This window comes from Ruegeria sp. AL11, from assembly GCF_056540865.1.
In genome coordinates, this window is the sequence record NZ_JBQFXO010000003.1 from 350,158 (window position 1) to 370,912 (window position 20,755).

Sequence of the window (20,755 nt, forward strand, 5' to 3'; positions counted from 1 at the left end):
GACCTTTTACAGATCTCTGCATTCCGGCACAGCTGTGATCACCGATCCGTCCTTGAGGTGTTGCAGCAGATTGTCGACAGTTAGGTCACCCATTGCTGCACGCGTCTCAATAGTCGCGCTACCAGCGTGAGGGAGCAAGGTGACATTGGGCAGATCGCGCAATGCTTTTGGAACACGCGGTTCGTCCTCAAAAACATCAAGCCCCGCCCACCCGAGCTCACCGTTTTGCAGTGCATTGATGAGGGCAGTTTCGTCGACGACCGAACCTCGACTAACGTTTATTAAAGTGCCGCCTGCCCCCAACGCGCGCAGCACCTCAGCGTTGACCAGCTTATTGGTCGACAGGCCGCCGGGCGTGATGCATATGAGGACGTCCACATGTTCTGCCATTTCAACCAAATTGTCGAAATACCGGTATGGGACATCCTTTTGATTGCGGGTGTGATAAGAAATTTCGGGGGCCCACGGCTCCAACTTATCAACGATCGCCTGACCAATGCGACCAAGACCAAGAATGCCTATTTTTTGATTGTCCGCTGATCGCGTCAAAGGGGCATTGCCTTCAACTGCCCACCGTCCGGACCGAACGTAGTCATCGTCACGTATGAGCTCTCGATAACATGACAGAAACAGCAGAACGGCGGTGGTCGCGACTTCTTTGTTCAACACATTGGGCGTGTGTGTCACAACAATCCCACACTCAGCCGCTGCATTTGCGTCGACGGCGTCGTAGCCGACTCCATAGACACTGATCATCTTCAGATTACTGAGTGATGTCATCAGGTCATGAGGAACACCATCGTGCCCGTTCGTAACGATATGCGTAACACTTTCCGCGTTGAAATCGTCCAATTGATGAATGTCGAACGCTGCTGACAGGCGCTCTCGCATCCGTTCTGTGATCCCTCCGATTTGCAACAAGTCAGTCATCTTGGCCGACCTTTTGCCGCTGAACACCAAGTCCATCGATGCGAAGCTCCATGACGTCGCCTTCTTTTAGGTAAACTGGCTCTGGTTTGATCCCCATTCCGACACCGGGCGGTGTTCCAGTTGAAATGACGTCACCGGGGTGCAGTGTGAAAAGTTGGCTTAGGTGCTCAATGATCTCGGCAACGGAAAAGATCATCGTAGCAGTATTCCCGGTTTGCATGCGCTGACCGTTTACATCCAGTGACATTCCAAGGCTTTGGGGATCGGGCACCTCATCCCGGGTCACTAGCCACGGGCCGGTAGGGCCGAATGTATCGCAAGACTTGCCTTTGGTCCATTGACCGGTCAGTTGAGTTTGAAAATGTCTTTCTGACACGTCATTTACGATGCAATAGCCCGCAACATGTTCAAGCGCTTCGTCCTTGGATACGTATTTGGCCGTCTTACCGATGACCACACCCAGTTCGCATTCCCAGTCGGTGTGCGTAGATCCCCGCGGCATGACAACATCGTCGTACGCCCCAATGACCGCTGAGTTAGCCTTGAAAAAAAGTATCGGATGCTCGGGAATATCTGCGCCGGTTTCTGCGGCATGGTCCGAGTAGTTCAAACCGATGCAGAGAAACTTACCAATGTCACCGACACATGGTGCGATACGAGGATCACCCTCCACAATTGGCAGGTTGTTCGGATCCAACGAACGCAAATTATCAAGCGTTCCATCATCCAGCACGTCACCCGTGATATCGTTGATATGGGCGGACAGATCCCGCAATTGACCTTCAGAGTCGACCAGAGCCGGCTTTTCCGAGCCCTCGGCTCCGTAACGAACAAGTTTCATTTCTGTTCCTTTTAGTGGTTATCGCGTGGCATAAAACCTCGCGCGATATCGCGGTAGTTTTCTGCGCCCTTGAGTGTCATACCGCGATCCAAGCGATCTACTTTTTCGCGGAATATTTCCTGCCACGGGGATTGGTTGGGCGGCATTGCATACCCACCCTTTGCCTCCAGATCGCGGGCGCGTTCATGCAGTTCTTCAAGCGAAACCAGCATATCCGCTGTGCCTTTGCCAAGATCGATGCGCAGTCGGTCACCATTTCGCACCAAGGCCAACCCACCACCCTCTGCAGCTTCGGGTGAGGCGTTCAGGATAGACGGACTTCCTGATGTACCGGATTGCCGTCCATCACCGATGCAAGGAAGGGCTTCGATGCCTTGCTTTATCAAATATGCGGGCGGACGCATGTTCACGACCTCTGCGGCACCCGGGTATCCTTTTGGTCCCGCTCCGCGCATAATCAGAATACAGTTTGCGTCGATGTTTTCTGCGGGATCATCGATCCGATGGTGAAAGTCCTCAGGCCCATCAAACACAACTGCCCTACCCTCAAAGGCATTTGGATCATCCGGGTTCGACAGGTAGGTCTCTCGAAATGCCGGTGAGATCACGGATGTTTTCATAATTGCACTCTCGAACAGGTTGCCCGAGAGATTGATGAACCCCGCCTGTTGCTTGACCGGGTTACCGACAGGCTTGATTACTTCGCTATTCTGAGACCGGCGCGCCGAGCAATTATTGCCCATCGTCTTGCCGTTCACCGTTAACGCATCGGGATGCGGCAGCAATCCAGCATCATGAAGCTCTCCGACAACGGCTGGAACACCCCCGGCCTGTTGGTAATCTTCGCCCAGATACTCACCCGCAGGCTGCATGTTTACCAACAAAGGAACGTCGTGGCCAAGCTTCTGCCAGTCATCGTTGGTCAGTGGAACACCAAGATGCCGGGCGATTGCATTCAGGTGGATTGGCGCGTTCGTCGATCCACCAATCGCCGAGTTTATAACAATCGCATTCTCAAAAGCCTGACGTGTCATCACATCGCTGGGGCGAAGATCCTCCCAGACCATGTCCACAATACGTTTACCGGTTTCATAGCTGATTTGACCGCGCTCTCTATACGGGGCTGGTATGGCTGCTGATCCGGGCAATTGCATACCCAATGCCTCAGCAAGCGAATTCATGGTCGTTGCTGTTCCCATCGTATTGCAATACCCCACCGAAGGAGCGGCGGCGGCTGCGATTTCCATGAACTCATCGGTGTCGATTTCGTCAGCCGCAAGGTCTTCGCGCGCTTTCCAGATAACCGTGCCTGATCCGGCGCGCTCGCCTTTCCACCAACCGTTGAGCATTGGACCAACTGACAAGGCAATCGCCGGGATGTTGACAGTCGCAGCGGCCATAAGAAGCGCTGGAGTGGTCTTGTCACAACCAATGTTTAGAACAACGCCATCAATCGGATACCCGAATAGACTCTCGACCAAGGACAGATAAGCCAGATTGCGGTCAAGCGAGGCCGTAGGCCGTTTGCCGGTCTCTTGTATCGGGTGGACCGGTATTTCGATACACGTTCCCCCGGCGGCGATGATCCCGTCGCGAACGCGTTTGGACAACTCGATATGATGCCGATTACAGGGGCTCAAATCACTGCCAGTCTGAGCAATACCAATGATCGGTTTGCCTGATTGCAACTCCGCACGGGTCAACCCGTAATTCAGGTATCTTTCCAGATACAATGCAGTCATCTCAAGGTTCTCGGAATTCATAAACCACTTACGAGATCGCAGATCGTCCTTTGATACTTTTGTCATTGGGCTGACCAACCTCCGTCAATTTTACGTGTGTGTCCTGTGGTGAATGCACTCTCATCGCACGCCGGATAGACGACATATTCAGCAATCTCTTCTGCTTTCGCTACATGCCCCGTAGGCTGGCGCGCCACAAATTGTGCAAAGGCTTCTTCTCTGCGGCCCAGCTGCTCTCCCAGCGCATCTACGCGGTCACGCCTGCTGGGACTCTCGACTGTTCCAGGGCAAGTACAATTGCGCCGAATTTTTCGCACTATGAAATCCACGGTCACCAATTTCGTCACCCCAACAACGGCAGCCTTTGTCGTCCGCACCATTGAGCGCAGATTGAGGTCTATGGCGAAATCCCATTCACCATCCGTTGCATCAAGAATAGTTCCGTGATGCACGAACCCGTCGCCGTTGAACAAAACATCTGGCTTCAATCGCGCGACCCCATGTTGAATACTGCTATTATTCGCCACATTCATCTCGAAAATTTCGTAATTTTCGAGATTCTGACCGCGAATCGAATTTAGATTTTTGGAGTTTATATCCGTCGCATAGACTTTCGCACCCCTTCTTGCCGATGCAATCGTGCTTGCAATTCTGATCCCTTGTGAGGTGGCTATGGACAGGTCGCGCTTCTCCTTAAGCCTTTCTAACATATAAACATTCCGACTCATAAGGTGGCGGTTGAACACGCGTTGTTTCGTTCCACAGATCAACCGAAAAGCAAAGAAACCTTGGCGGTTTAGCAACGACTTCTGGCATGTGGGCCCAGAGCCGTTAGCGTATGACAGAGATTTTGGTTTGGCCATAACCATGCGTGGCGCACCTTGGGAAGGACGTAGATGATGAGCAAGCAGTTCAAAGTGGCTCTGTTGGGAACCGGCCTGATGGGTGCCCCCATGGCGCGGAATATTTTGCGCGCGGAATTTCCGCTCACTGTTTGGAACCGCAGCTTAGAAAAGGCAAAACCGTTAGCAGCAGAAGGCGCGACGTTGGCGGAAACTGCCCCGCTGGCGATTTCGGGTGCAGACGTAATAATAACGATGCTCTCGGATGGATACGCGACCCGCGCGCTACTTTCTGACGAGGCTTTCCGCGAACAACTCAAACCAGGGATGATCTGGATTGATATGTCCAGCGCCAAACCCGAACATGCCAGAGAGCAATCCGCGCAATTGTCCTTGATGGGGGTGCAGCATCTGGACGCCCCGGTTTCCGGTGGCACCAAGGGTGCCGAAGCTGGCACCCTCGCGATCATGGTCGGTGGCGATCAGGACGTTATGGAGCGCGTGCGACCGGTTCTGACAGCAATGGGGCGCCCTGTGCATGTTGGCCCAAGTGGCTCCGGTCAACTATGCAAATTGGCCAATCAAACAATTGTCGCTGTGACAATATCGGCTGTCGCCGAAGCGACATTGCTGGCTCAACAAGGCGGTGCAGACCCGACCGCGTTGAGGGCCGCACTGAAGGGGGGCTTTGCGGATAGCATTATCTTGCAACAACATGGCGAACGCATGTCTGATGGAAATTTTGTACCCGGAGGTTTGTCTAAGTTTCAAATAAAGGATTTGGACAACACACTAGAGGAAGCGCGCAGCCTTGGGGTCGAGCTACCCAGCACCCAATCCGTGCGCGACCGTTTCGAATATCTGATAGACGAAATGGATGGGGCCGAGCTGGATCATTCGGCCTTGTATCTGGAACTCAAAAAACGGAACGGAATGCTGTGACGCGGATCCTTGTTATAGGCGGTGGAGGAATGCTTGGCCAGAAACTGGCCCACCGCATTTCGACCCAAGAAATTTTTGGAGCAGATGCTCAACTCTCATTGTTCGATCTCTCATTCCCGCTCGACAGTGCGCCAGGTAAGCAAATTGAGGGGAACTTGACCACGTCAGGCATCGCCAAGTCTGTTGCAGCTCAGCGCCCGGACGTCATATTCCACCTTGCAGCTATCGTTTCAGGCCAAGCTGAGACAGACTTCGCGTTGGGCTGGGATGTCAATCTTATGGCGACCTGGACACTGCTGAACGCACTCAAGGATGAACACGAGGCATCAGGAGGCGAGTACACACCTCGTCTGGTTTTTGCCTCGTCCATAGCAGTTTTCGGGGCGCCGTTCCCCGAAAAGATAAGTGATGAGTTCCTCTCGGCACCTTTGACCAGTTACGGAGCACAAAAAGCGGCGTCTGAATTGATGATCACGGATTTCAGCAGGAAAGGATATATCGACGGTATTTCCTTACGCTTGCCCACTTTGTGTGTGCGCCCTGGCAAAGCCAACGCTGCCGCTTCGTCCTTCTTTTCAGGTATAATCCGAGAGCCATTGAATGGGGTTGAGGCTGTCTTGCCTGTTGCCGAAACTGTTCGCCACTGGCACGCCAGCCCCCGCGCCGCTGCGACTTTTTTGACCCATGCTGCAACAATGGACACGCAGCTTTTGAACGACAGACGCGCGTTGAACATGCCGGGCGTAAGTTGCACCGTCGCCGAACAAATCGAGGCGTTGCGCGCCGCGGCCGGTCAAGATGCCGTTGGCCTTGTCAGGCGAAAACGCGACGAGGCAATCGAACGAATAGTCAAGAATTGGCCGCGCGACTTTCAAACAGATCGCGCTCTGGAGTTGGGGTTCGAGGCGGAATCAAGCTTCGACGAAATCATTCAGGTGTATTTGGAAGACGATTTTCGGCGCTAGTCGCCCATCGTCTTTCCAGTTAGGTGGCGTTTCAGATGATCGTGAATTTTCTCTCGTGTTAACTGCTCATCCCCTGACAATGCTGCCTCAAGTATATCGGCATGGTGTCTTATGTTCTGAGAAATGAACTCAAAGTTCCGGTCTGCCACCATCAACTGCTGTCTGAATTGCGCGTAAACTCGGCCATGCATTTGTTTTAAGGTTTCCGAGCCACAGGCAGAAATGAGCGTTTGGTGAAACTCCTTCTCCGATGCAAACCATATCTCGATAAGGCCGCTCGGGTCGTCTGTGGCGTGAATGCGTTTTTCGATATGGCTGAGTTTGTGATGCGCGGCCGTCAGTCTTGCTTCCCAATCCACCCCGCCACTACGGATCGACATTACGGTACCTTCGGCCTCCAACAAAACACGGACATGTGTCAATTCGATAAGCTTCTGCGGCGAACGCATTGGCACGCGGAAACCTTTTTGTTCCTGAAAGTCCACCAACCCTACAGCGGACAATCGAAAAAGGACTTCGCGAACTGCACTCGCAGAACAGCCATACTCTTTACGTAATTCTTCGGCCCGCACCTTGGCTCCATGCTCGAATCCATTCGAGATGAGGCGCATCTTAAGATCTTGATAAATATCGACTTCTTCTTTCATCCCGGTATGCGCCTTCAAATTTTGTCCAAGTAGCGTCCTAAGCTTATTTTCGAGTTTACGCAAGAATCTCGAAATTTTTAGAAATTTCAAATTCTTCTTGTTGCATTCGATTCGTCGGCTTAACGTTTATCTGCGTGACGGCAAAGGAGGCGGCAAGATCTCCCTCTCCGCGCAACGCTCAACGTCTGGGAGGACAACATGAAAATAGTCAAGACAGCGGCCGTGGCGGCCGTAGCCACGACAATGGCAGCTGGTTTCGCAATGGCAGAAACCACGAAGCTCAGAATTCAAACGCATTTTTCGCCCGAAACTCTGTCTGGCCAGATGGCTGCAAAATTCGTTGAAGACATTCAGGAGATGTCCAACGGCGAAATCGAAGTTGAAATGTTCTATTCCTCTTCGGTGGTCAAATCAGTTGAAACCTTCGACGCCGCAGCTACGGGGATTCTTGATTGCGACATGACGGGCGGCGGCTATCAGACCGGTAAAAATCCGGCCTTCCAGTTCGCGGGCGACCTGCTCGGTGGGTATCAGAACCCATATCAGCAAATGGCCTGGCTTCTTCATGGCGGCGGAAGAGAAGCTGTAAATGATCTGTACAACGGCTACGACATGGAATTCATCGGATGGTGGATCCCCGGGCCAGAGTCGCTGTCTTCGACCAAGCCGATTGCAAAAGTGGAAGACTTCAAAGATTGGAAGTTCCGCTCGCCTCCAGGCCTTGCAACCAAGGTATTCGCGGAACTTGGTGCTTCTCCGATCGTGATGGACTTCAACGAAATCTTCACGGCTTTGGAAACCGGCATCATTGATGGTGCGGATGCTGCGAACCTGACGAACAACGTGGGTCTGGGTCTGTACGAGATCGCAGGTCACACAAACTATCCAGGTTTCCACTCGATGCCTGCAGATCACCTCGCCTGTCGCAAAGACGTTTGGGAAGCGATGCCTGCACACCATAAGAAGATCATGGAAGTCGCAATGGATAGCCTGGCATTGCACAATGCGACCATCAACGAAGTGCAGAACGCTCAGACAGCAAAAGACCTGAAAGCAAAGGGTGTTCAGTTGTACGAATGGACACCTGAAGATCTGGCAGCCTATCGCGCGGCCGTTCAGGTCGGTTGGACTGAGTTCGCAACGACCCCTGAAGCACAGGCGCTGCTGGAAAGCCACATCAACTTCCTGCGTGACCTGGGCGCAATGCAGTAATCAGGCTGCGACCGACTTACGACACACGGAAAGGCCGCGCTTGCGGCCTCTCCGGTTCGGCGCCGGGATCCAGAACTTCATGAAAATCACCAGAATAATAAGTCACGTACTGCAGTACGACATGCCGGAAGTTCTGGGCTACTCGCAACAGTATTATGACAAACGCACAACCCATCTGGTCGAGGTTCAGACAGATGAAGGGGTAACTGGTTGGGGGGAGTGCTTTGGTCCCGGAAACGTAGCCATTGCCAACAAATCCATCGTGGAAAAGGTCATCCAGCCAATGATCCTTGGCATGGACCCTTTGGACAAAGACGTGATCTGGCACAAGGTGTACAACCTTTTGCGAGACCATGGCCAAAGCGGAATGCCAATACAGGCTTTGTCCGGGGTGGACATCGCACTTTGGGACATCACCGGAAAAATCTCTGGCCTCCCCCTCCATAAGCTTGTCGGCGGCGCGCATCGTTCAAGCGTTCCTTGCTACGGCTACGGCATGATGCTTCGGGACGAACCGATTTCTAATCTGGCCTGCCGTTTTGAGGATGAAGCCGCAAAGATCAAGGAAATGGGTTTTACCGCCACTAAAATGAAAACCGGCTTTGGTCCGAAGCCTGATGTGCAGCTATGCGAAGCAGTTCGACGCGGGGTTGGTGATGACTTTCCATTCATGGTCGATGCAAACCATGCCTACACGACTTCAGACGCATTTTCTGTCGGTCGGGCGCTGGAAGAACTGGACGCATATTGGTTCGAAGAACCGGTCGCGCCAGAAGACATGGACGGATACCGAGAATTGCGCGCTTCGCTTAATGTCAACATCTCGGGTGGAGAGGCGGTATTCAATCGCTGGGCCTGGCGCAGTCTTCTTGAAAATCGCGGAATAGATATAGCGCAGCCAGAAGTATGCGCTTTGGGCGGTGTTTCAGAGTATCTCAGGGTACTAGCCCTGTGCCACGCACATTTCACTCCGGTCGTGAACCACGTCTGGGGTAGCGCCATCGCTGTCGCAACTAATCTGCATTTACTGGCGGCCATGCCCGCGATTCCAGGCGGCTTGCACCCATGGGAGCCGATGCTGGAGTTCGACACAACGGACAACAAGTTTAGGGACGATCTGCTGACCGTACCGCTGGAAATTCAAAATCAGGTCAAGGCCAATAACGGCCGTGTCATGATCCCGACTGGCCCCGGACTGGGTGTCGAGCCGGATCGAGACTTTATCGATCACTACAGGATCGAAGGATAGGGACGAGGGTTACGCGATGCACAAGAATTCAGGCGGACCAATTGAATGGCTTATACCGTTGGCCTTCGTCGCGACGGCCAGTTGGCTTGTTTGGCATCTCCCTGCGTTCCTATTGGATTGGCTGCCGTACACCTCTGAATCCCTCAAAAGTCAGGTAACAGAAATATATCTGCGCAGCGACATCACGCCCGAATTTTCTGGCGTGTTCGGGGGGTATGTCGACATCATCGACGTGGCCGCGCTTGTCCTTCTCCCGTTTCTTGCAGTGATTGGTACCAAGACCGTGCGCCCAGCTACGATGGAGTTCGAAGGCACGACGGTTATGGATCGTTTCGCCCTGTTCATAGGCCGAGTTACGATGATGATGATCGCAATCATGACTGTCGTCATGCTCTACGAAGTCTTCATGCGTTATATCCTGGAAAAGCCGACCGAGTGGGCCAACGAAATGACACTCTGGTTCGCTAGCTTTGTGTTTTTGATGTCTGGCTACTACGCCATGCAACAACGCAGTCACATTCGAATATTCCTGCTGTACGACGCAGTTCCACGATGGCTTCAACGCGTTTTTGATACGATTTCGACAATACTGATCGTGCTGTTTGCCTTCTTTCTGGTCTACGGCAGCTACAAACAGGTGTTCGTCAACAAGCTCTATAAATGGGAGCTTTATGGCTCTGCCTTCAATCCTCCGATCCCAGCGACGTTGCAGCCGATGGTGCTGATCGTGATTACGCTCGTCGCAATGCAAGCAATTTTGAACTTAGTCGCGGATTGGAACAAAGAACCGGAAATCCACACAGATGAACCGGACGAAGACGAAATTGAAATGATCAAACGAGCGGTGGGACAAGACTGATGGATATTGGAACAATCTCACTCATCCTGATGGTCGCCCTGATCGTGCTTCTGGCGATCGGGATGCCTTTGGGTCTGGCCTCAGCTTCCCTTGCGGTTCTGGTTCTTGTCCTGAAGTTCGAACCGACACTGCTTTTGAACCCATTTTCATTCGGCGACGGGGTTCTCACCGGTCGGCCAGGCACTGGACCGCTCTATATTCTGGCGCAGAAGATATACGGGCTCTTAACGGACTACGTGCTCATATCAGTGCCATTGTTTATCTTTATGGCGTCGCTGTTAGAGCGATCCGGGATCGCGCGTGACATGTATTCGTCGTTGAATGTCTGGCTGTCCAGAACACGCGGCGGCATCGCAATCGTGACCTCGATCATGGCGGTGATCATGGCGGCCATGTCCGGCATCATCGGTGGTGAAGTTGTCCTGCTGGGCCTTATCGCCCTACCCCAGATGCTACGCCTCGGCTACGATCAGAACCTCGCGATCGGCGTCATCTGCGCCTCAGGGTCGCTAGGCACTATGATCCCGCCCTCGATCGTTTTGATCATCTATGGGCTGATCACCGAAACCTCGATCAAGTCGCTGTTCACCGCGTCATTCATTCCCGGCTTCATGCTGGCCTCGATGATCATCCTGTACATCATCATCCGCACGCAGTTGAATCCTCATCACGCTCCGCTGCCGGAGCCGGACCCGAACGACCCCGAACCGGCTGAAAAACGCAAACTGTTTGGGGCCTTCATGAGCATCGTCGTCGCCGGGTTTTCCACAGTTCTGTTTATCCGGGCCGCGTTCTTCGAGCTCTCAGGCTCGAACGCTGCCAGCCAGGGCGAGCCCGCGAGGCTGGGAACAGCTGACTACCTGCCCTGGTTTGCCGGCATTACAATCGTTGCCCTTCTGCTGATCTTCTTCGTCTTTGGCAGAGAGCGCGCCAAAATCGGGTGGGAAATGGGCAAAGGCCTCGTTGCGCCGCTGGTCGTCATCGGCGTCGTTCTCGGCTCAATCTACGGCGGGATCACAGGCATCACCGAGGCTGCTGGTATGGGCGCCTTCGCCGTCCTGATCATCGCCATCCTGCGGGGTGAAGGATCGTTCGAGCTGGTTTGGGACAGCTTGATGCGAACCCTAAAATCCACAGGCACCATCATCTGGGTTACGATCGGGGCCGCCGCGCTGGCGGGTGCCTACACAATTGCTGGCGGGCCCCAATACGTGGCAGACCTAATCGTCGGCCAGGAGCTGCCGACCATGCTGGTCATTCTGGTGATGATGCTGATCTTGCTGTTCATGGGCGCATTCATGGATTGGGTCGGCATCGTGCTGCTGATCATTCCGGTCTTTCTGCCGATCGTCCTGCGACTTCCCATCGAAGAAATCGGAATCTTTGGCCAGTTGGAGCCGAGTCATGTCGCTATCTGGTTCGGTGTCGTGTTCTGTATGAACATGCAGGTCAGCTTCCTGTCGCCCCCTTTCGGCCCGGCGGCGTTCTACCTGAAGTCGGTGGCCCCGCCGCATATCAGTCTGACGGATATCTTCCGCGGCTTCCTGCCATTCATCGGGATCCAGTTGCTGGCGCTTTCCGTTCTTCTGATCTGGCCGGGCATCATCGCGCTGCTGTTGTGAGGTTGCACCCATGCTGACACAAAATCAGATTGGCAAGTTCCAGACGGACGGATACCTCGTGGTCGAGGATGTAATTCCCAGCGATGTGCTGGATCGGGTACAGGCCGAATACTCGGATGTGCTGAACCGGCTCTATGACGGTTGGTACGAAAAAGGACTGGTCAAGGACGAGCCGTTAGGAATGACCTTCTGGGACAAACTTCTGTCCGCCTATCAGGCCGGTTGCGACTATTTCCAGCCGCTGGACATCTCGTTACCCGGCGATCGGATCATGGCGGACACACCGTTCCATATTGGACCCGCAGTGTTCGACTTGCTGACGGCTCGGCCCATGCTTGACATTGTCGAGCAGTTGATTGGGCCAGAGCTGGTTAGCAATCCGATCCAGCACGTTCGGTTGAAGCCCCCTGCCCTCAAGCTGTCCAAGGACGAGGTTCGCGCGCATATCACCGCGACAGACTGGCATCAGGACCGGGCGGTTGCTTTGGAGGATGCGGACCAGACCGACATGGTCACAGTGTGGATTGCCGTCAACGATGCAACGGTCAAAAACGGCTGCCTGCAAGTGTTGCCAAAGGCACAGGACCAATCCATCCTGCCGCATTGCGCGCGGACGCAGACTGGTATTGCCGACGGGTTCATCGACGAAGGCCGAGCCGTGCCCCTTCCTGTCAAGGCGGGCGGGATCATCCTGTTTCACCCTCTGACGCCGCACGCTTCGCTGGTCAATGAAACGGACCGGTTCCGCTGGTCGTTCGACATCCGCTTCAGTGCGGCGGGCCAACCCACCGGTCGAGACCATTTCCCCAGCTTCATCGCAAGGTCCAGATCGCGCCCAGAAACCGAGCTGCGAGATTGGCGCGTCTGCAAGTCCAATTGGGAAGCGGCGCGAGCAAGGCTGTCTGGACAACCGCATATAGATATTCACCGGTGGACATCGGACTCGCCGTTCTGCGCCTAGCTGCTGCCCCCAAGAAAGCTGACTATGACTTTTGTACGTTTAGATCGAACGGATAGCGTGGTGGTTGCAACTCGGCCCCTGGACGTCGGCAGTATGGTCGAGGGTATCATGACTAATACGCGCATCCCCTCGGGACACAAGGTTGCCACGCGGAATCTTGCACCCGGCGATCCCGTCAGAAAATACGCCCAGATCATCGGTTACGCCACCCAACCGATCGAACCCGGCGACCATGTGCACACCCACAATGTCGAGTTCCGCAACACCAGCGTGGACTACGAGTTTGCGACGGATCACAGACCCACGAAACCTGCCACATCGGTCGATACGTTCATGGGCTACCACCGGGACAGCGGTCGGGTCGGCACGCGCAATTACATCGCGGTTCTGACCACCGTGAACTGTTCCGCGACTGCGGCCCGCATGATCGCCAACCACTTCACGCCGGACAAGCTGGCCGAGTTTCCGAACGTCGACGGCGTGGTGGCCTTTGTCCACGGAACGGGCTGCGGAATGGCGGATTCCGGCGACGGTTTCGAAGCTCTTCAACGGGTCATGTGGGGGTTTGCGAAACATCCCAACCATGCTGCTGTTCTGATGGTCGGTCTGGGCTGCGAGATGAACCAGATCGACTGGCTACTGGACGCGTATGGGCTGAAGCAGAGTCCAACCTTCCAGACGATGAACATCCAGAACGTCGCGGGATTGCGCCGGACCGTGGAAATGGGCATCAGCAAGATCAACCAGATGCTGCCCATTGCCAATGAGGCGCGGCGCAGCGAAGCCCCGGCGTCCGAACTGATGGTTGCGCTGCAATGCGGTGGATCGGACGCTTGGTCAGGTGTGACCGCGAACCCGGCACTCGGACATGCCTGCGACCTGTTGGTTGCCCAAGGTGGCACAGGAGTCCTTGCGGAAACGCCCGAAATCTACGGAGCCGAACATCTTTTGACCCGCCGCGCCCTTGGTCGCGCAACTGGGGAGAAACTGATCGGACTGATCGATTGGTGGCAGGACTATACTGCCCGCAATCACGGTTCGATGGACAACAACCCAAGCCCCGGCAACAAGCAAGGGGGTCTGACGACCATCCTTGAGAAATCGCTGGGGGCAGCGGCGAAGGGCGGAACCACCCCATTGACCGGTGTATTCAAATACGCCGAACCCATCACCGCCAAAGGCTTCACCTTCATGGACAGCCCCGGATATGACCCGGCCTCGGTGACCGGGCAGATCGCGGCCGGGTGCAACCTTGTTTGCTTTACCACGGGGCGCGGCTCTGCCTTTGGGTCGAAACCGGCGCCGACGCTGAAAATCGCTACTAACTCTGAGTTGGCAGCGCGCATGCCCGAAGACATGGACGTGGATGCGGGCGACATTCTGACCAAAGGTGCCAGCGTCGAAGAGAAAGGACAGGAAATATACCGACGGTTGCTCCAAGTCGCCTCGGGCGCGCGAACCAAGTCCGAGGCGCAGGGCCTGGGTAACTACGAATTCGTTCCCTGGCAAATCGGAGCGGTGATGTGAAACGGATCCTTGTAGCCGGCGGTGGATTGATCGGTATCCGCCACGTGCGCGCCGTAATCGAGCATCCCAGCTGCGTGTTGGTCGGGTTGGCCGATCCAGATGGCTCGATCCAGATCGACGCGCCGCGTTTTGCCAGTATGGACGAGGTGCAGGACCCGGTGGATGGCGTCATCATCGCGACGCCGACCCGCCTGCATGCCGAACATGGCATTCTGGCCGCATCCCGCGGTTGGCACATGCTGATCGAAAAGCCGGTTGCGGCATCGATCGATGATGCCCAGCGCTTGAGGGCGGCCGTTCGCAAGGCCGATGTCCGCAGCCTTGTAGGCCACCATCGGCGGTATCACACAACCTTGCAGCACCTGAAAGAGGTGATCGCGCAAGGTACGATCGGAAAAGTCATCAACGTCTCGTTGCTATGGGCCATGCGTAAACCCGAGAGCTATTTTGAACAGAACTGGCGGACATCTGATGGCAGTCCAGTCATGATCAATCTGGTGCATGATATCGATGTCTTGCGCTTTGTGATCGGAGAAATCTCGGATGTCGTCGCCCTGCCCGGAGCATCAATCCGCGGATCGGATAGAATAGAAAGCGGGGCTGTTGCCATCGCGTTCGAAAACGGCGCGACGGGGACTATCAGCTTTGCCGACACCGCACCTAGCCCTTGGGGGTTTGAGGCCGGAACCGGCGAAAACCCGAATATCGGCACGACCCACCAGGACATGATGTGGATCACGGGAACCAGCGGCGCTGTCAGTTTTCCCTCCATGACCCTGTGGCGTGGAAAGGATTGGGGCACTGCGGCCCAGAAAGACCAACTTACACGACCAGAACAACAACGCGCACCACTTGAGGCGCAACTGGATCACTTCCTTGACGTGATCGACGGCGCCCCTCCACTGATCGACGTGGAGGATGCAGCCCGGACGCTTGAGGTCACATCATGGATCGAACAGGGGCTGAAGGCGCGAACAGCTCGAGCGCGGGCGCCGGCCTGATGGACATGCGGTCCGGCAAATACCGGACCACACAAAGACCAATGATTATCCGCCGGGCAATATGAGCATTCAAACTGCAAAGCCGCCCGCATCAGACACAAGAATAAAAACCAGACACATTCACGGAAAGGGAAACCAATGAGCAAACCATCAATCGGGTTTATCGGCTTGGGACTAATGGGCGGAGCCATGGTGAGCCGACTGTTGGACCTGGGATACTCGGTCGCTGTATTGGGAAACCGCGACCGCACATACCTGGACGCTGCGATTGACCGGGGCGCCCGCGAGATGCAAAACGCCCAAGAACTGGCTGAGGCCAACGACATCGTGATGTTGTGCATGGGCACCTCCGAACAGGTCGAGAGCCGAATGCGCGGCCCAGATGGAGTGATTGCGGGATTGAAACCTGGGGCTATCGTCATCGACTTTGGCACCTCGCTCCCAGGCAGCACACGCGCCTTGGCCGAGGAGGTTGCCGCAGCTGGCGGAAGCTACCTGGATGCGCCACTTGGCCGGACGCCTTCGCACGCGCTAGAAGGCAAGCTCAACATCATGACGTCCGGCAATAAGGCTGCCTTTGACAAGGCCAAGCCGACACTGAAGGATTTGGGCGAAAACGTCTTTTTCCTTGGCCCCGTTGGGTCCGGACACACGATCAAGCTGATCAACAACTTCTTCGGAATGACCGTCGCGAACGCTATGGCCGAAGCCTTTGCCATGGCAGATATTACCGGTGTTGACCGCAAGCAGGTGTATGACGTTATGGCCGCAGGGCCGCTGCATTCTGGAATGATGGATTTCGTCAAAGCCTATGGCGTCGAGAATGATCCAAACCAGCTGGCTTTTGCCATCAAGAACGCGGCAAAAGACCTTGGGTATTATGACCGTATGGCACGCGATGCAGGCGTTACCAGCGTGATGTCGCAGTGTGCGCTTTCGGCGCTGAATGACGCGCGCGACCACGGTCAGGCGGATGACATGGTCAGCCAGATGGTTGACTACTACGTCAAGCGTTTCAGCACCTGATCGATGGCCGTCACCGCCAACCCCAATGCGGACCTGCCGCGCCTTGGCATCGTGCTGATGCTGACGGCGTGGCTATTCTTTTCGCTTGTGGACCTCGGGGCCAAGTGGTTGGCGTTGGCCGGCGTGCCGGCATTTCAGTTGGCGTTCATGCGCTATGCGGGTCACTTCGTGATCTCAGTGGGTGTGATCGCCAAGGGCGGGATTGACGCCAGCCGTTTCAAGACCGACCATCCATGGCAGGTGATAAGTCGGGCCTTACTGCTGATCTCGGCGACCGTTTTCAACTTTTATGCCCTGCGGTTTTTGCCTCTGACCGTTGTGTCAGCAATCATGTTCTCAAGCCCGGTCATCGTGTGCTTCTTATCCGTTTTCGTGTTGAAAGAAAGCGTGGGACCATGGCGTTGGGCGGCTATCATACTGGGCTTTCTGGGGGTGTTGGTTGTCGTGCGGCCGTTTGGTTCGGCCTTTCATCCGACCATGTTGCTGATCGTCTACAACGCCACCGCTTTGGCTTTGTACTCGATCATGACGCGCAGGCTGTCCGGGGTTGTTGCCGTGGACACCATGCAATTCTACCTCGGGCTTACCGGGACCGTGGTCCTGCTGCCCTTCGCCATCTGGTTTTGGGTTCAGCCGGAAAACACGTGGAGTCTGATAGTCCTGATCAGCCTTGGCGTCTTTGGCTGGTGCGGGCATCAACTGCTGACGAACGCACATCGGTTCGGAACGGCGAACCAGTTGATGCCATTCACCTATTCGTTCCTGATCTACGTTGCGATCTGGGGCTACCTTTTCTTTGACACGGTACCGGACGCATTCACGTTGGCAGGAGCTGCGCTGATCATGGTCGCCGGGCTCATCATCTGGAAAAGAGAAAAGAAATGACGCGAATTGCCTGCATCGGCGAAGCAATGATCGAATTGTCCATGCTGGACACCGGCGCAAAGGTCGGCGTTGCAGGGGATACGCTGAATACGGCCATCTACATGCACCGCACCGCTCCGGATCTGCAGGTGGAGTATGTGACATGTCTGGGCGACGATCCATTCTCAAGACGCATCGCGGACTTTATCGCCAGTCATGGCATCGGGACATCTGGCATCCGCATCATTCCCAACGCTTCTCCAGGACTATACGCGATCACGACCTCTGCAGACGGTGAACGCAGCTTTACCTATTGGCGCAGCGAGGCGGCCGCCCGTCAGCTTTTTGCCGATCACGACTTCAGCCTTCTGAACGGTTTCGACGTGTTGTACTTGTCAGGAATTTCCGTGGCAATTCTTCCGCATTCGGTAAGGCTTGCGCTTCTGGACTGGCTCGAAGGCTCTTCAGTCCAGTTGGTCTATGACAGCAACTTTCGTCCGCGTCTTTGGGACAGCGTTGAACACGCCCAGCAGATCAACCAACGGCTTTGGCAGCGTGCAGATATTGCCCTACCATCCATCGACGACGAGATGGCACTGTTCGGGGAAAGCGCGGATCAAGTGGCAGCGCGCTTTGCCGATCATCACGGTGTCGGTGCCTTGAAACGCGGAGAGAATGGCCCTCTGTCCATAGGCCAGATCATTGACCAAAACTATGAACCTGCCAAACACGTGCTGGATACGACAGCGGCGGGCGACAGTTTCAACGGTGGGTACCTCGCGGCCTTGCTGACAGGAAAATCGCAGGCCGAGGCCCTGATGGCCGGACACAATCTGGCGTCCACCGTTGTCCAGTTCCGCGGCGCGATCATTCCCGGATAAGTGGCGCGAGATCTTCGGCACCGACAAGACGCAACAGCGGCGCTACCGGATCTGGCAGCTTGACAGCCGAGGCGATTTCCAACGCGCAAGGATCGCTCAGCGCCCTGCCCTTGGCGGTCTCAGACATGCAATAGGAGATCCAGGCCCGCATCCCCGCAATCAGCGCCTGAGAGCCGGTCTCACGGAGTGTGGGAACAAACCGATACGGCAGCTTCTGGCTGCCATCCATCGCGATTTGGTCCAGACGGTGCGCCAGCTCGGGATTTTCAAAGCGGTGCAACAGAGCCTCGGCATAATCCGGAACTTGTGCTTGCAGTTCTGCCGGCAGCGTTGCGCCCGCATCCCTCATCAACTGGGAAACCAACGGGCGCAAAACCGGGGCTCGAACCGCTTCGTGGACGTAGCTCAGGCCTCGCTCCAACCCGGCATAGGCCAACAGGGAATGGGCACCGTTCAGCATGCGCAGCTTTCGCATCTCGTGCGGGGCTACGTCATCGACCAATTGCACGCCCGGCCAATCCGGGTGAGGACCGGCGAAATTGTCTTCGATAACCCACTCCGAGAACGCCTCGGTCGGAACAGCCATAGGATCGCCGCTGATTGCGCGAACGGCGTCCGTGGTGGCCGGGGTGATCCGGTCGACCATCGCGTTGGGAAAGCGAACAGCGTCCCAATTCACGTCCAGACCGGCTGCTTCCGCAAAATCGGCAACTGCCGTTTCGAGCGTTTTGCCGTTTTCCATGCGATTGTCACAGCTTAGCACCGTTAGTGGCTTGCGCCGTTCCGCAAGGCCGAAAGCTAGAAATCCGATCAGCGTCGAAGGCCCCTGCCCCGCCAGATCGGCGGCAATCGCCGGGTCCTGAAGGTTCAGATTGCCCGCGGCGTCCAAATGGTAGCCTTTCTCGGTGACGGTCGCCGAAATGATCTCGGCATTCGCCATCACATCGAAAAGCGCTGCGCGATCCTTGGGCGCGACCAGAACGTCCCGCAGAGCTTTGATGCGCCGGACGCCCTGCCCCTGCACGCACAAATCGTACTCGAAACCTTGTCGCGCCAATCCATCCCGAACCGAGGATGAACGCAGGCTGACGCCGACAACGTCCCATCCGCCCGCTTGATCGGTGTAGTCCAGCAAATGCGCCCGGGCGAAGTTTCCAAGGCCAAAGTGAAGAATTGTACCCATCTAGATATGCAATCCGTAAACCTGTTTCGCCAGATCGACCGCAAGCAACCGTGCAAGATGCTCGGCACTATCCCGACCGAAGTAACCACGCCCAACCTGCTCGGCCAAATGAATCGCAACACCTCGTCGCCACAGATCGTGCCGCGCAGGAATGGACAGAAAAGCCCGCGTGTCGTCATTGAACCCGGCCAGATTGTAGTATCCGGCCGTTTCAACTACCTGGTCGAAATACCTCGCAATCCCGGCTGGGCTGTCGTGGAACCACCAAGGCGGCCCGATCCGAAGGCACGGCCAATGTCCTGCCATAGGGGCCAGTTCACGGGCGTAGGTGCCTTCGTCCAATGTAAAGAGTATGACGCGCAGTTCGGGCGAGTTTCCGACCCGGTTCAGCAGCGCCTCAAGGCCCGTGACCCAATCCATCGCGATTGGAATGTCGGCCCCCTTGTCCCGCCCGAAGTCCCGCATTACCTCGTCGTTCGTGTTGCGCTTGCTGCCAGCATGTATCTGCATGGTCAGGCCATCATCGACAGACATCTGCGCCATTTCGATCAGCATATGACCGTAGAACCGGCGAGCATCCTGTTCAGTCCCGTCCTGCCGTCTCAGCCGTTGGTACAGCGCATCCGGGTCGTCCAGCCACTCAGTCTGCACGCGTTCGATACCGTGGTCGGTGGCCGTACATCCTAGTTGGACGAAATAAGCCCGCCGCATCCGCAGCGCATTGAGGTAGCCATCATAGCTGCCCAGATCGCAGCCTGTCAGCTCGGCCAACTTGTTCAGGTTTTGCACGAACTCCGGGTCCGCCCCATCCAAAACCCCGTCTGGGCGGAACGTCGGAATAACTCGCCCGCCCCAACCGCTTGCACGGATATCCCGATGCTCCGCGAGGCCGTCGAGAGCGGAATCCGTGGTGGCCAGAACCTCGACCCCGAACCGGTCGAACAAAGCCCTCGGGCGAAAATCGGGTTGCGCCAGCTTGTCTGAAATCATGTCATAGATCAGATCTGCCGTGCGCGAAGACAACTCCTCAGACACGCCCAGCGTTTGATGCAGCACGTAGTTCATCCAGATCCGGGAAGGCGTTCCCAGAAACAGATGCCAGTGCTCGGCAAAGATGCGGAAAACGGCGCGAGGATCCTTCTTTCGCCCCTCTTCCCCAACGCCGAGTTCCGACAAGGGAACGCCCTGCGAATAGAGCATACGGAACACGTAATGGTCGGGAACCACAAGCAGCTCTGCCGGGTTGGGAAACGGCGCATCGGTTGCGAACCACCCCGGATCGCAGTGACCATGCGGAGACACGATTGGCAGGTCTTTGATGCCCAGGTACAGGTCTTCTGCCATCCCATTCAAATTACCAGTCAATTCTGCCTCCGATACTTCTGCCCGCAATTGTTAGCACAGTTTTTAATGGTTGCATCTTTCCCGTTCGAACCCGCAGACTGACCCGGTGATCCGGGG

At 55.7% G+C, this 20,755-nt stretch carries 19 protein-coding genes; 12 read left to right on the forward strand and 7 right to left on the reverse strand.

The features are described from left to right. Window positions 1–6: 6 nt before the first annotated feature. From ACR0IP_RS07415 to ACR0IP_RS07430, 4 genes are read right to left on the reverse strand one after another with little or no spacing between them, the layout of a single operon-like run. Window positions 7–930, reverse strand: a complete 924-nt coding sequence (locus ACR0IP_RS07415) for a 2-hydroxyacid dehydrogenase (RefSeq protein ID WP_425083434.1) — start codon at window positions 928–930, stop codon at window positions 7–9. Beyond that, window positions 923–1,771: a fumarylacetoacetate hydrolase family protein gene (locus ACR0IP_RS07420; protein ID WP_425083435.1), complete on the reverse strand. Its 849-nt coding sequence runs from the start codon at window positions 1,769–1,771 to the stop codon at window positions 923–925. The genes ACR0IP_RS07415 and ACR0IP_RS07420 overlap by 8 nt, the downstream gene beginning before the upstream one ends. An 11-nt stretch (window positions 1,772–1,782) precedes the next feature. Next, window positions 1,783–3,579: an IlvD/Edd family dehydratase gene (locus ACR0IP_RS07425; protein ID WP_480524718.1), complete on the reverse strand. Its 1,797-nt coding sequence runs from the start codon at window positions 3,577–3,579 to the stop codon at window positions 1,783–1,785. Continuing rightward, window positions 3,576–4,382: an SDR family oxidoreductase gene (locus ACR0IP_RS07430; protein ID WP_480524720.1), complete on the reverse strand. Its 807-nt coding sequence runs from the start codon at window positions 4,380–4,382 to the stop codon at window positions 3,576–3,578. Before ACR0IP_RS07430 ends, ACR0IP_RS07425 begins: the two co-directional genes overlap by 4 nt. 30 nt (window positions 4,383–4,412) lie before the next feature. On the opposite strand from ACR0IP_RS07430, the gene ACR0IP_RS07435 reads away from it, so the two are divergent. Beyond that, window positions 4,413–5,297: an NAD(P)-dependent oxidoreductase gene (locus tag ACR0IP_RS07435; protein WP_480524722.1), complete on the forward strand. Its 885-nt coding sequence runs from the start codon at window positions 4,413–4,415 to the stop codon at window positions 5,295–5,297. Continuing rightward, the gene (denD, locus tag ACR0IP_RS07440; RefSeq protein WP_480524724.1) at window positions 5,294–6,262 is read left to right on the forward strand and encodes a D-erythronate dehydrogenase; all 969 of its coding nucleotides are present in this window, start codon (window positions 5,294–5,296) and stop codon (window positions 6,260–6,262) included. The genes ACR0IP_RS07435 and denD overlap by 4 nt, the downstream gene beginning before the upstream one ends. On the opposite strand, the gene ACR0IP_RS07445 is transcribed toward denD, so the two are convergent. Further along, window positions 6,259–6,909 carry a GntR family transcriptional regulator gene (locus ACR0IP_RS07445; RefSeq protein WP_480524725.1) on the reverse strand — a complete coding sequence of 217 codons (651 nt, stop codon included), beginning with the start codon at window positions 6,907–6,909 and terminating at the stop codon, window positions 6,259–6,261. The genes denD and ACR0IP_RS07445 overlap by 4 nt on opposite strands. A gap of 198 nt (window positions 6,910–7,107) precedes the next feature. Between ACR0IP_RS07445 and ACR0IP_RS07450 the strand changes: the two genes are divergently transcribed. From ACR0IP_RS07450 to ACR0IP_RS07495, 10 genes are all read left to right on the forward strand, one after another. Beyond that, window positions 7,108–8,121 (forward strand): TRAP transporter substrate-binding protein, encoded by a 1,014-nt coding sequence (locus tag ACR0IP_RS07450; RefSeq protein WP_170376099.1) that lies wholly within the window; start codon window positions 7,108–7,110, stop codon window positions 8,119–8,121. A gap of 79 nt (window positions 8,122–8,200) precedes the next feature. Further along, window positions 8,201–9,370 (forward strand): mandelate racemase/muconate lactonizing enzyme family protein, encoded by a 1,170-nt coding sequence (locus ACR0IP_RS07455; protein WP_170551842.1) that lies wholly within the window; start codon window positions 8,201–8,203, stop codon window positions 9,368–9,370. A 16-nt stretch (window positions 9,371–9,386) separates the two neighbouring features. Continuing rightward, window positions 9,387–10,229: a TRAP transporter small permease subunit gene (locus ACR0IP_RS07460; RefSeq protein WP_480524727.1), complete on the forward strand. Its 843-nt coding sequence runs from the start codon at window positions 9,387–9,389 to the stop codon at window positions 10,227–10,229. Next, window positions 10,229–11,851: a TRAP transporter large permease gene (locus ACR0IP_RS07465; RefSeq protein WP_170383340.1), complete on the forward strand. Its 1,623-nt coding sequence runs from the start codon at window positions 10,229–10,231 to the stop codon at window positions 11,849–11,851. Before ACR0IP_RS07460 ends, ACR0IP_RS07465 begins: the two co-directional genes overlap by 1 nt. Before the next feature lie 10 nt (window positions 11,852–11,861). Beyond that, the gene (locus tag ACR0IP_RS07470) at window positions 11,862–12,812 is read left to right on the forward strand and encodes a phytanoyl-CoA dioxygenase family protein (RefSeq protein WP_480524730.1); all 951 of its coding nucleotides are present in this window, start codon (window positions 11,862–11,864) and stop codon (window positions 12,810–12,812) included. A 24-nt stretch (window positions 12,813–12,836) separates the two neighbouring features. Beyond that, window positions 12,837–14,339: an altronate dehydratase family protein gene (locus tag ACR0IP_RS07475; RefSeq protein WP_170662380.1), complete on the forward strand. Its 1,503-nt coding sequence runs from the start codon at window positions 12,837–12,839 to the stop codon at window positions 14,337–14,339. Continuing rightward, a complete protein-coding gene (locus tag ACR0IP_RS07480) occupies window positions 14,336–15,340 on the forward strand; it encodes a Gfo/Idh/MocA family protein (RefSeq protein WP_480524732.1) in 1,005 nt (334 codons plus the stop codon). Before ACR0IP_RS07475 ends, ACR0IP_RS07480 begins: the two co-directional genes overlap by 4 nt. 90 nt (window positions 15,341–15,430) lie before the next feature. After that, on the forward strand, window positions 15,431–16,366 hold the full coding sequence (locus ACR0IP_RS07485; RefSeq protein WP_480524752.1) for an NAD(P)-dependent oxidoreductase: 936 nt from the start codon (window positions 15,431–15,433) through the stop codon (window positions 16,364–16,366). A gap of 3 nt (window positions 16,367–16,369) precedes the next feature. After that, the gene (locus tag ACR0IP_RS07490; RefSeq protein WP_480524733.1) at window positions 16,370–17,251 is read left to right on the forward strand and encodes a DMT family transporter; all 882 of its coding nucleotides are present in this window, start codon (window positions 16,370–16,372) and stop codon (window positions 17,249–17,251) included. Continuing rightward, window positions 17,248–18,111 (forward strand): sugar kinase, encoded by an 864-nt coding sequence (locus ACR0IP_RS07495; protein WP_170376086.1) that lies wholly within the window; start codon window positions 17,248–17,250, stop codon window positions 18,109–18,111. Before ACR0IP_RS07490 ends, ACR0IP_RS07495 begins: the two co-directional genes overlap by 4 nt. Here the strand turns inward: ACR0IP_RS07495 and ACR0IP_RS07500 are convergent. Both ACR0IP_RS07500 and uxaC read right to left on the reverse strand, forming a co-directional pair. Continuing rightward, complete coding sequence (locus tag ACR0IP_RS07500; protein ID WP_480524734.1) at window positions 18,098–19,294, reverse strand: mannitol dehydrogenase family protein; 1,197 nt, start codon at window positions 19,292–19,294, stop codon at window positions 18,098–18,100. The two genes, ACR0IP_RS07495 and ACR0IP_RS07500, sit on opposite strands and share 14 nt — an antisense overlap. Then, complete coding sequence (uxaC, locus tag ACR0IP_RS07505) at window positions 19,295–20,638, reverse strand: glucuronate isomerase (protein WP_480524754.1); 1,344 nt, start codon at window positions 20,636–20,638, stop codon at window positions 19,295–19,297. It lies immediately after the preceding gene. Window positions 20,639–20,755: the final 117 nt, after the last annotated feature.

Coding starts and splice junctions, on each gene's coding strand:
- uxaC (WP_480524754.1), bottom strand. CDS start 20,638: ATGGCAGAAGACCTGTACCTGGGCATCAAAGACCTGCCAATCGTGTCT.
- ACR0IP_RS07450 (WP_170376099.1), top strand. CDS start 7,108: ATGAAAATAGTCAAGACAGCGGCCGTGGCGGCCGTAGCCACGACAATG.
- ACR0IP_RS07475 (WP_170662380.1), top strand. CDS start 12,837: ATGACTTTTGTACGTTTAGATCGAACGGATAGCGTGGTGGTTGCAACT.
- ACR0IP_RS07455 (WP_170551842.1), top strand. CDS start 8,201: ATGAAAATCACCAGAATAATAAGTCACGTACTGCAGTACGACATGCCG.
- ACR0IP_RS07415 (WP_425083434.1), bottom strand. CDS start 930: ATGACTGACTTGTTGCAAATCGGAGGGATCACAGAACGGATGCGAGAG.
- ACR0IP_RS07420 (WP_425083435.1), bottom strand. CDS start 1,771: ATGAAACTTGTTCGTTACGGAGCCGAGGGCTCGGAAAAGCCGGCTCTG.
- ACR0IP_RS07425 (WP_480524718.1), bottom strand. CDS start 3,579: ATGACAAAAGTATCAAAGGACGATCTGCGATCTCGTAAGTGGTTTATG.
- ACR0IP_RS07460 (WP_480524727.1), top strand. CDS start 9,387: ATGCACAAGAATTCAGGCGGACCAATTGAATGGCTTATACCGTTGGCC.
- ACR0IP_RS07430 (WP_480524720.1), bottom strand. CDS start 4,382: ATGGTTATGGCCAAACCAAAATCTCTGTCATACGCTAACGGCTCTGGG.
- ACR0IP_RS07435 (WP_480524722.1), top strand. CDS start 4,413: ATGAGCAAGCAGTTCAAAGTGGCTCTGTTGGGAACCGGCCTGATGGGT.
- ACR0IP_RS07495 (WP_170376086.1), top strand. CDS start 17,248: ATGACGCGAATTGCCTGCATCGGCGAAGCAATGATCGAATTGTCCATG.
- ACR0IP_RS07490 (WP_480524733.1), top strand. CDS start 16,370: ATGGCCGTCACCGCCAACCCCAATGCGGACCTGCCGCGCCTTGGCATC.
- ACR0IP_RS07465 (WP_170383340.1), top strand. CDS start 10,229: ATGGATATTGGAACAATCTCACTCATCCTGATGGTCGCCCTGATCGTG.
- ACR0IP_RS07445 (WP_480524725.1), bottom strand. CDS start 6,909: ATGAAAGAAGAAGTCGATATTTATCAAGATCTTAAGATGCGCCTCATC.
- ACR0IP_RS07500 (WP_480524734.1), bottom strand. CDS start 19,294: ATGGGTACAATTCTTCACTTTGGCCTTGGAAACTTCGCCCGGGCGCAT.
- ACR0IP_RS07470 (WP_480524730.1), top strand. CDS start 11,862: ATGCTGACACAAAATCAGATTGGCAAGTTCCAGACGGACGGATACCTC.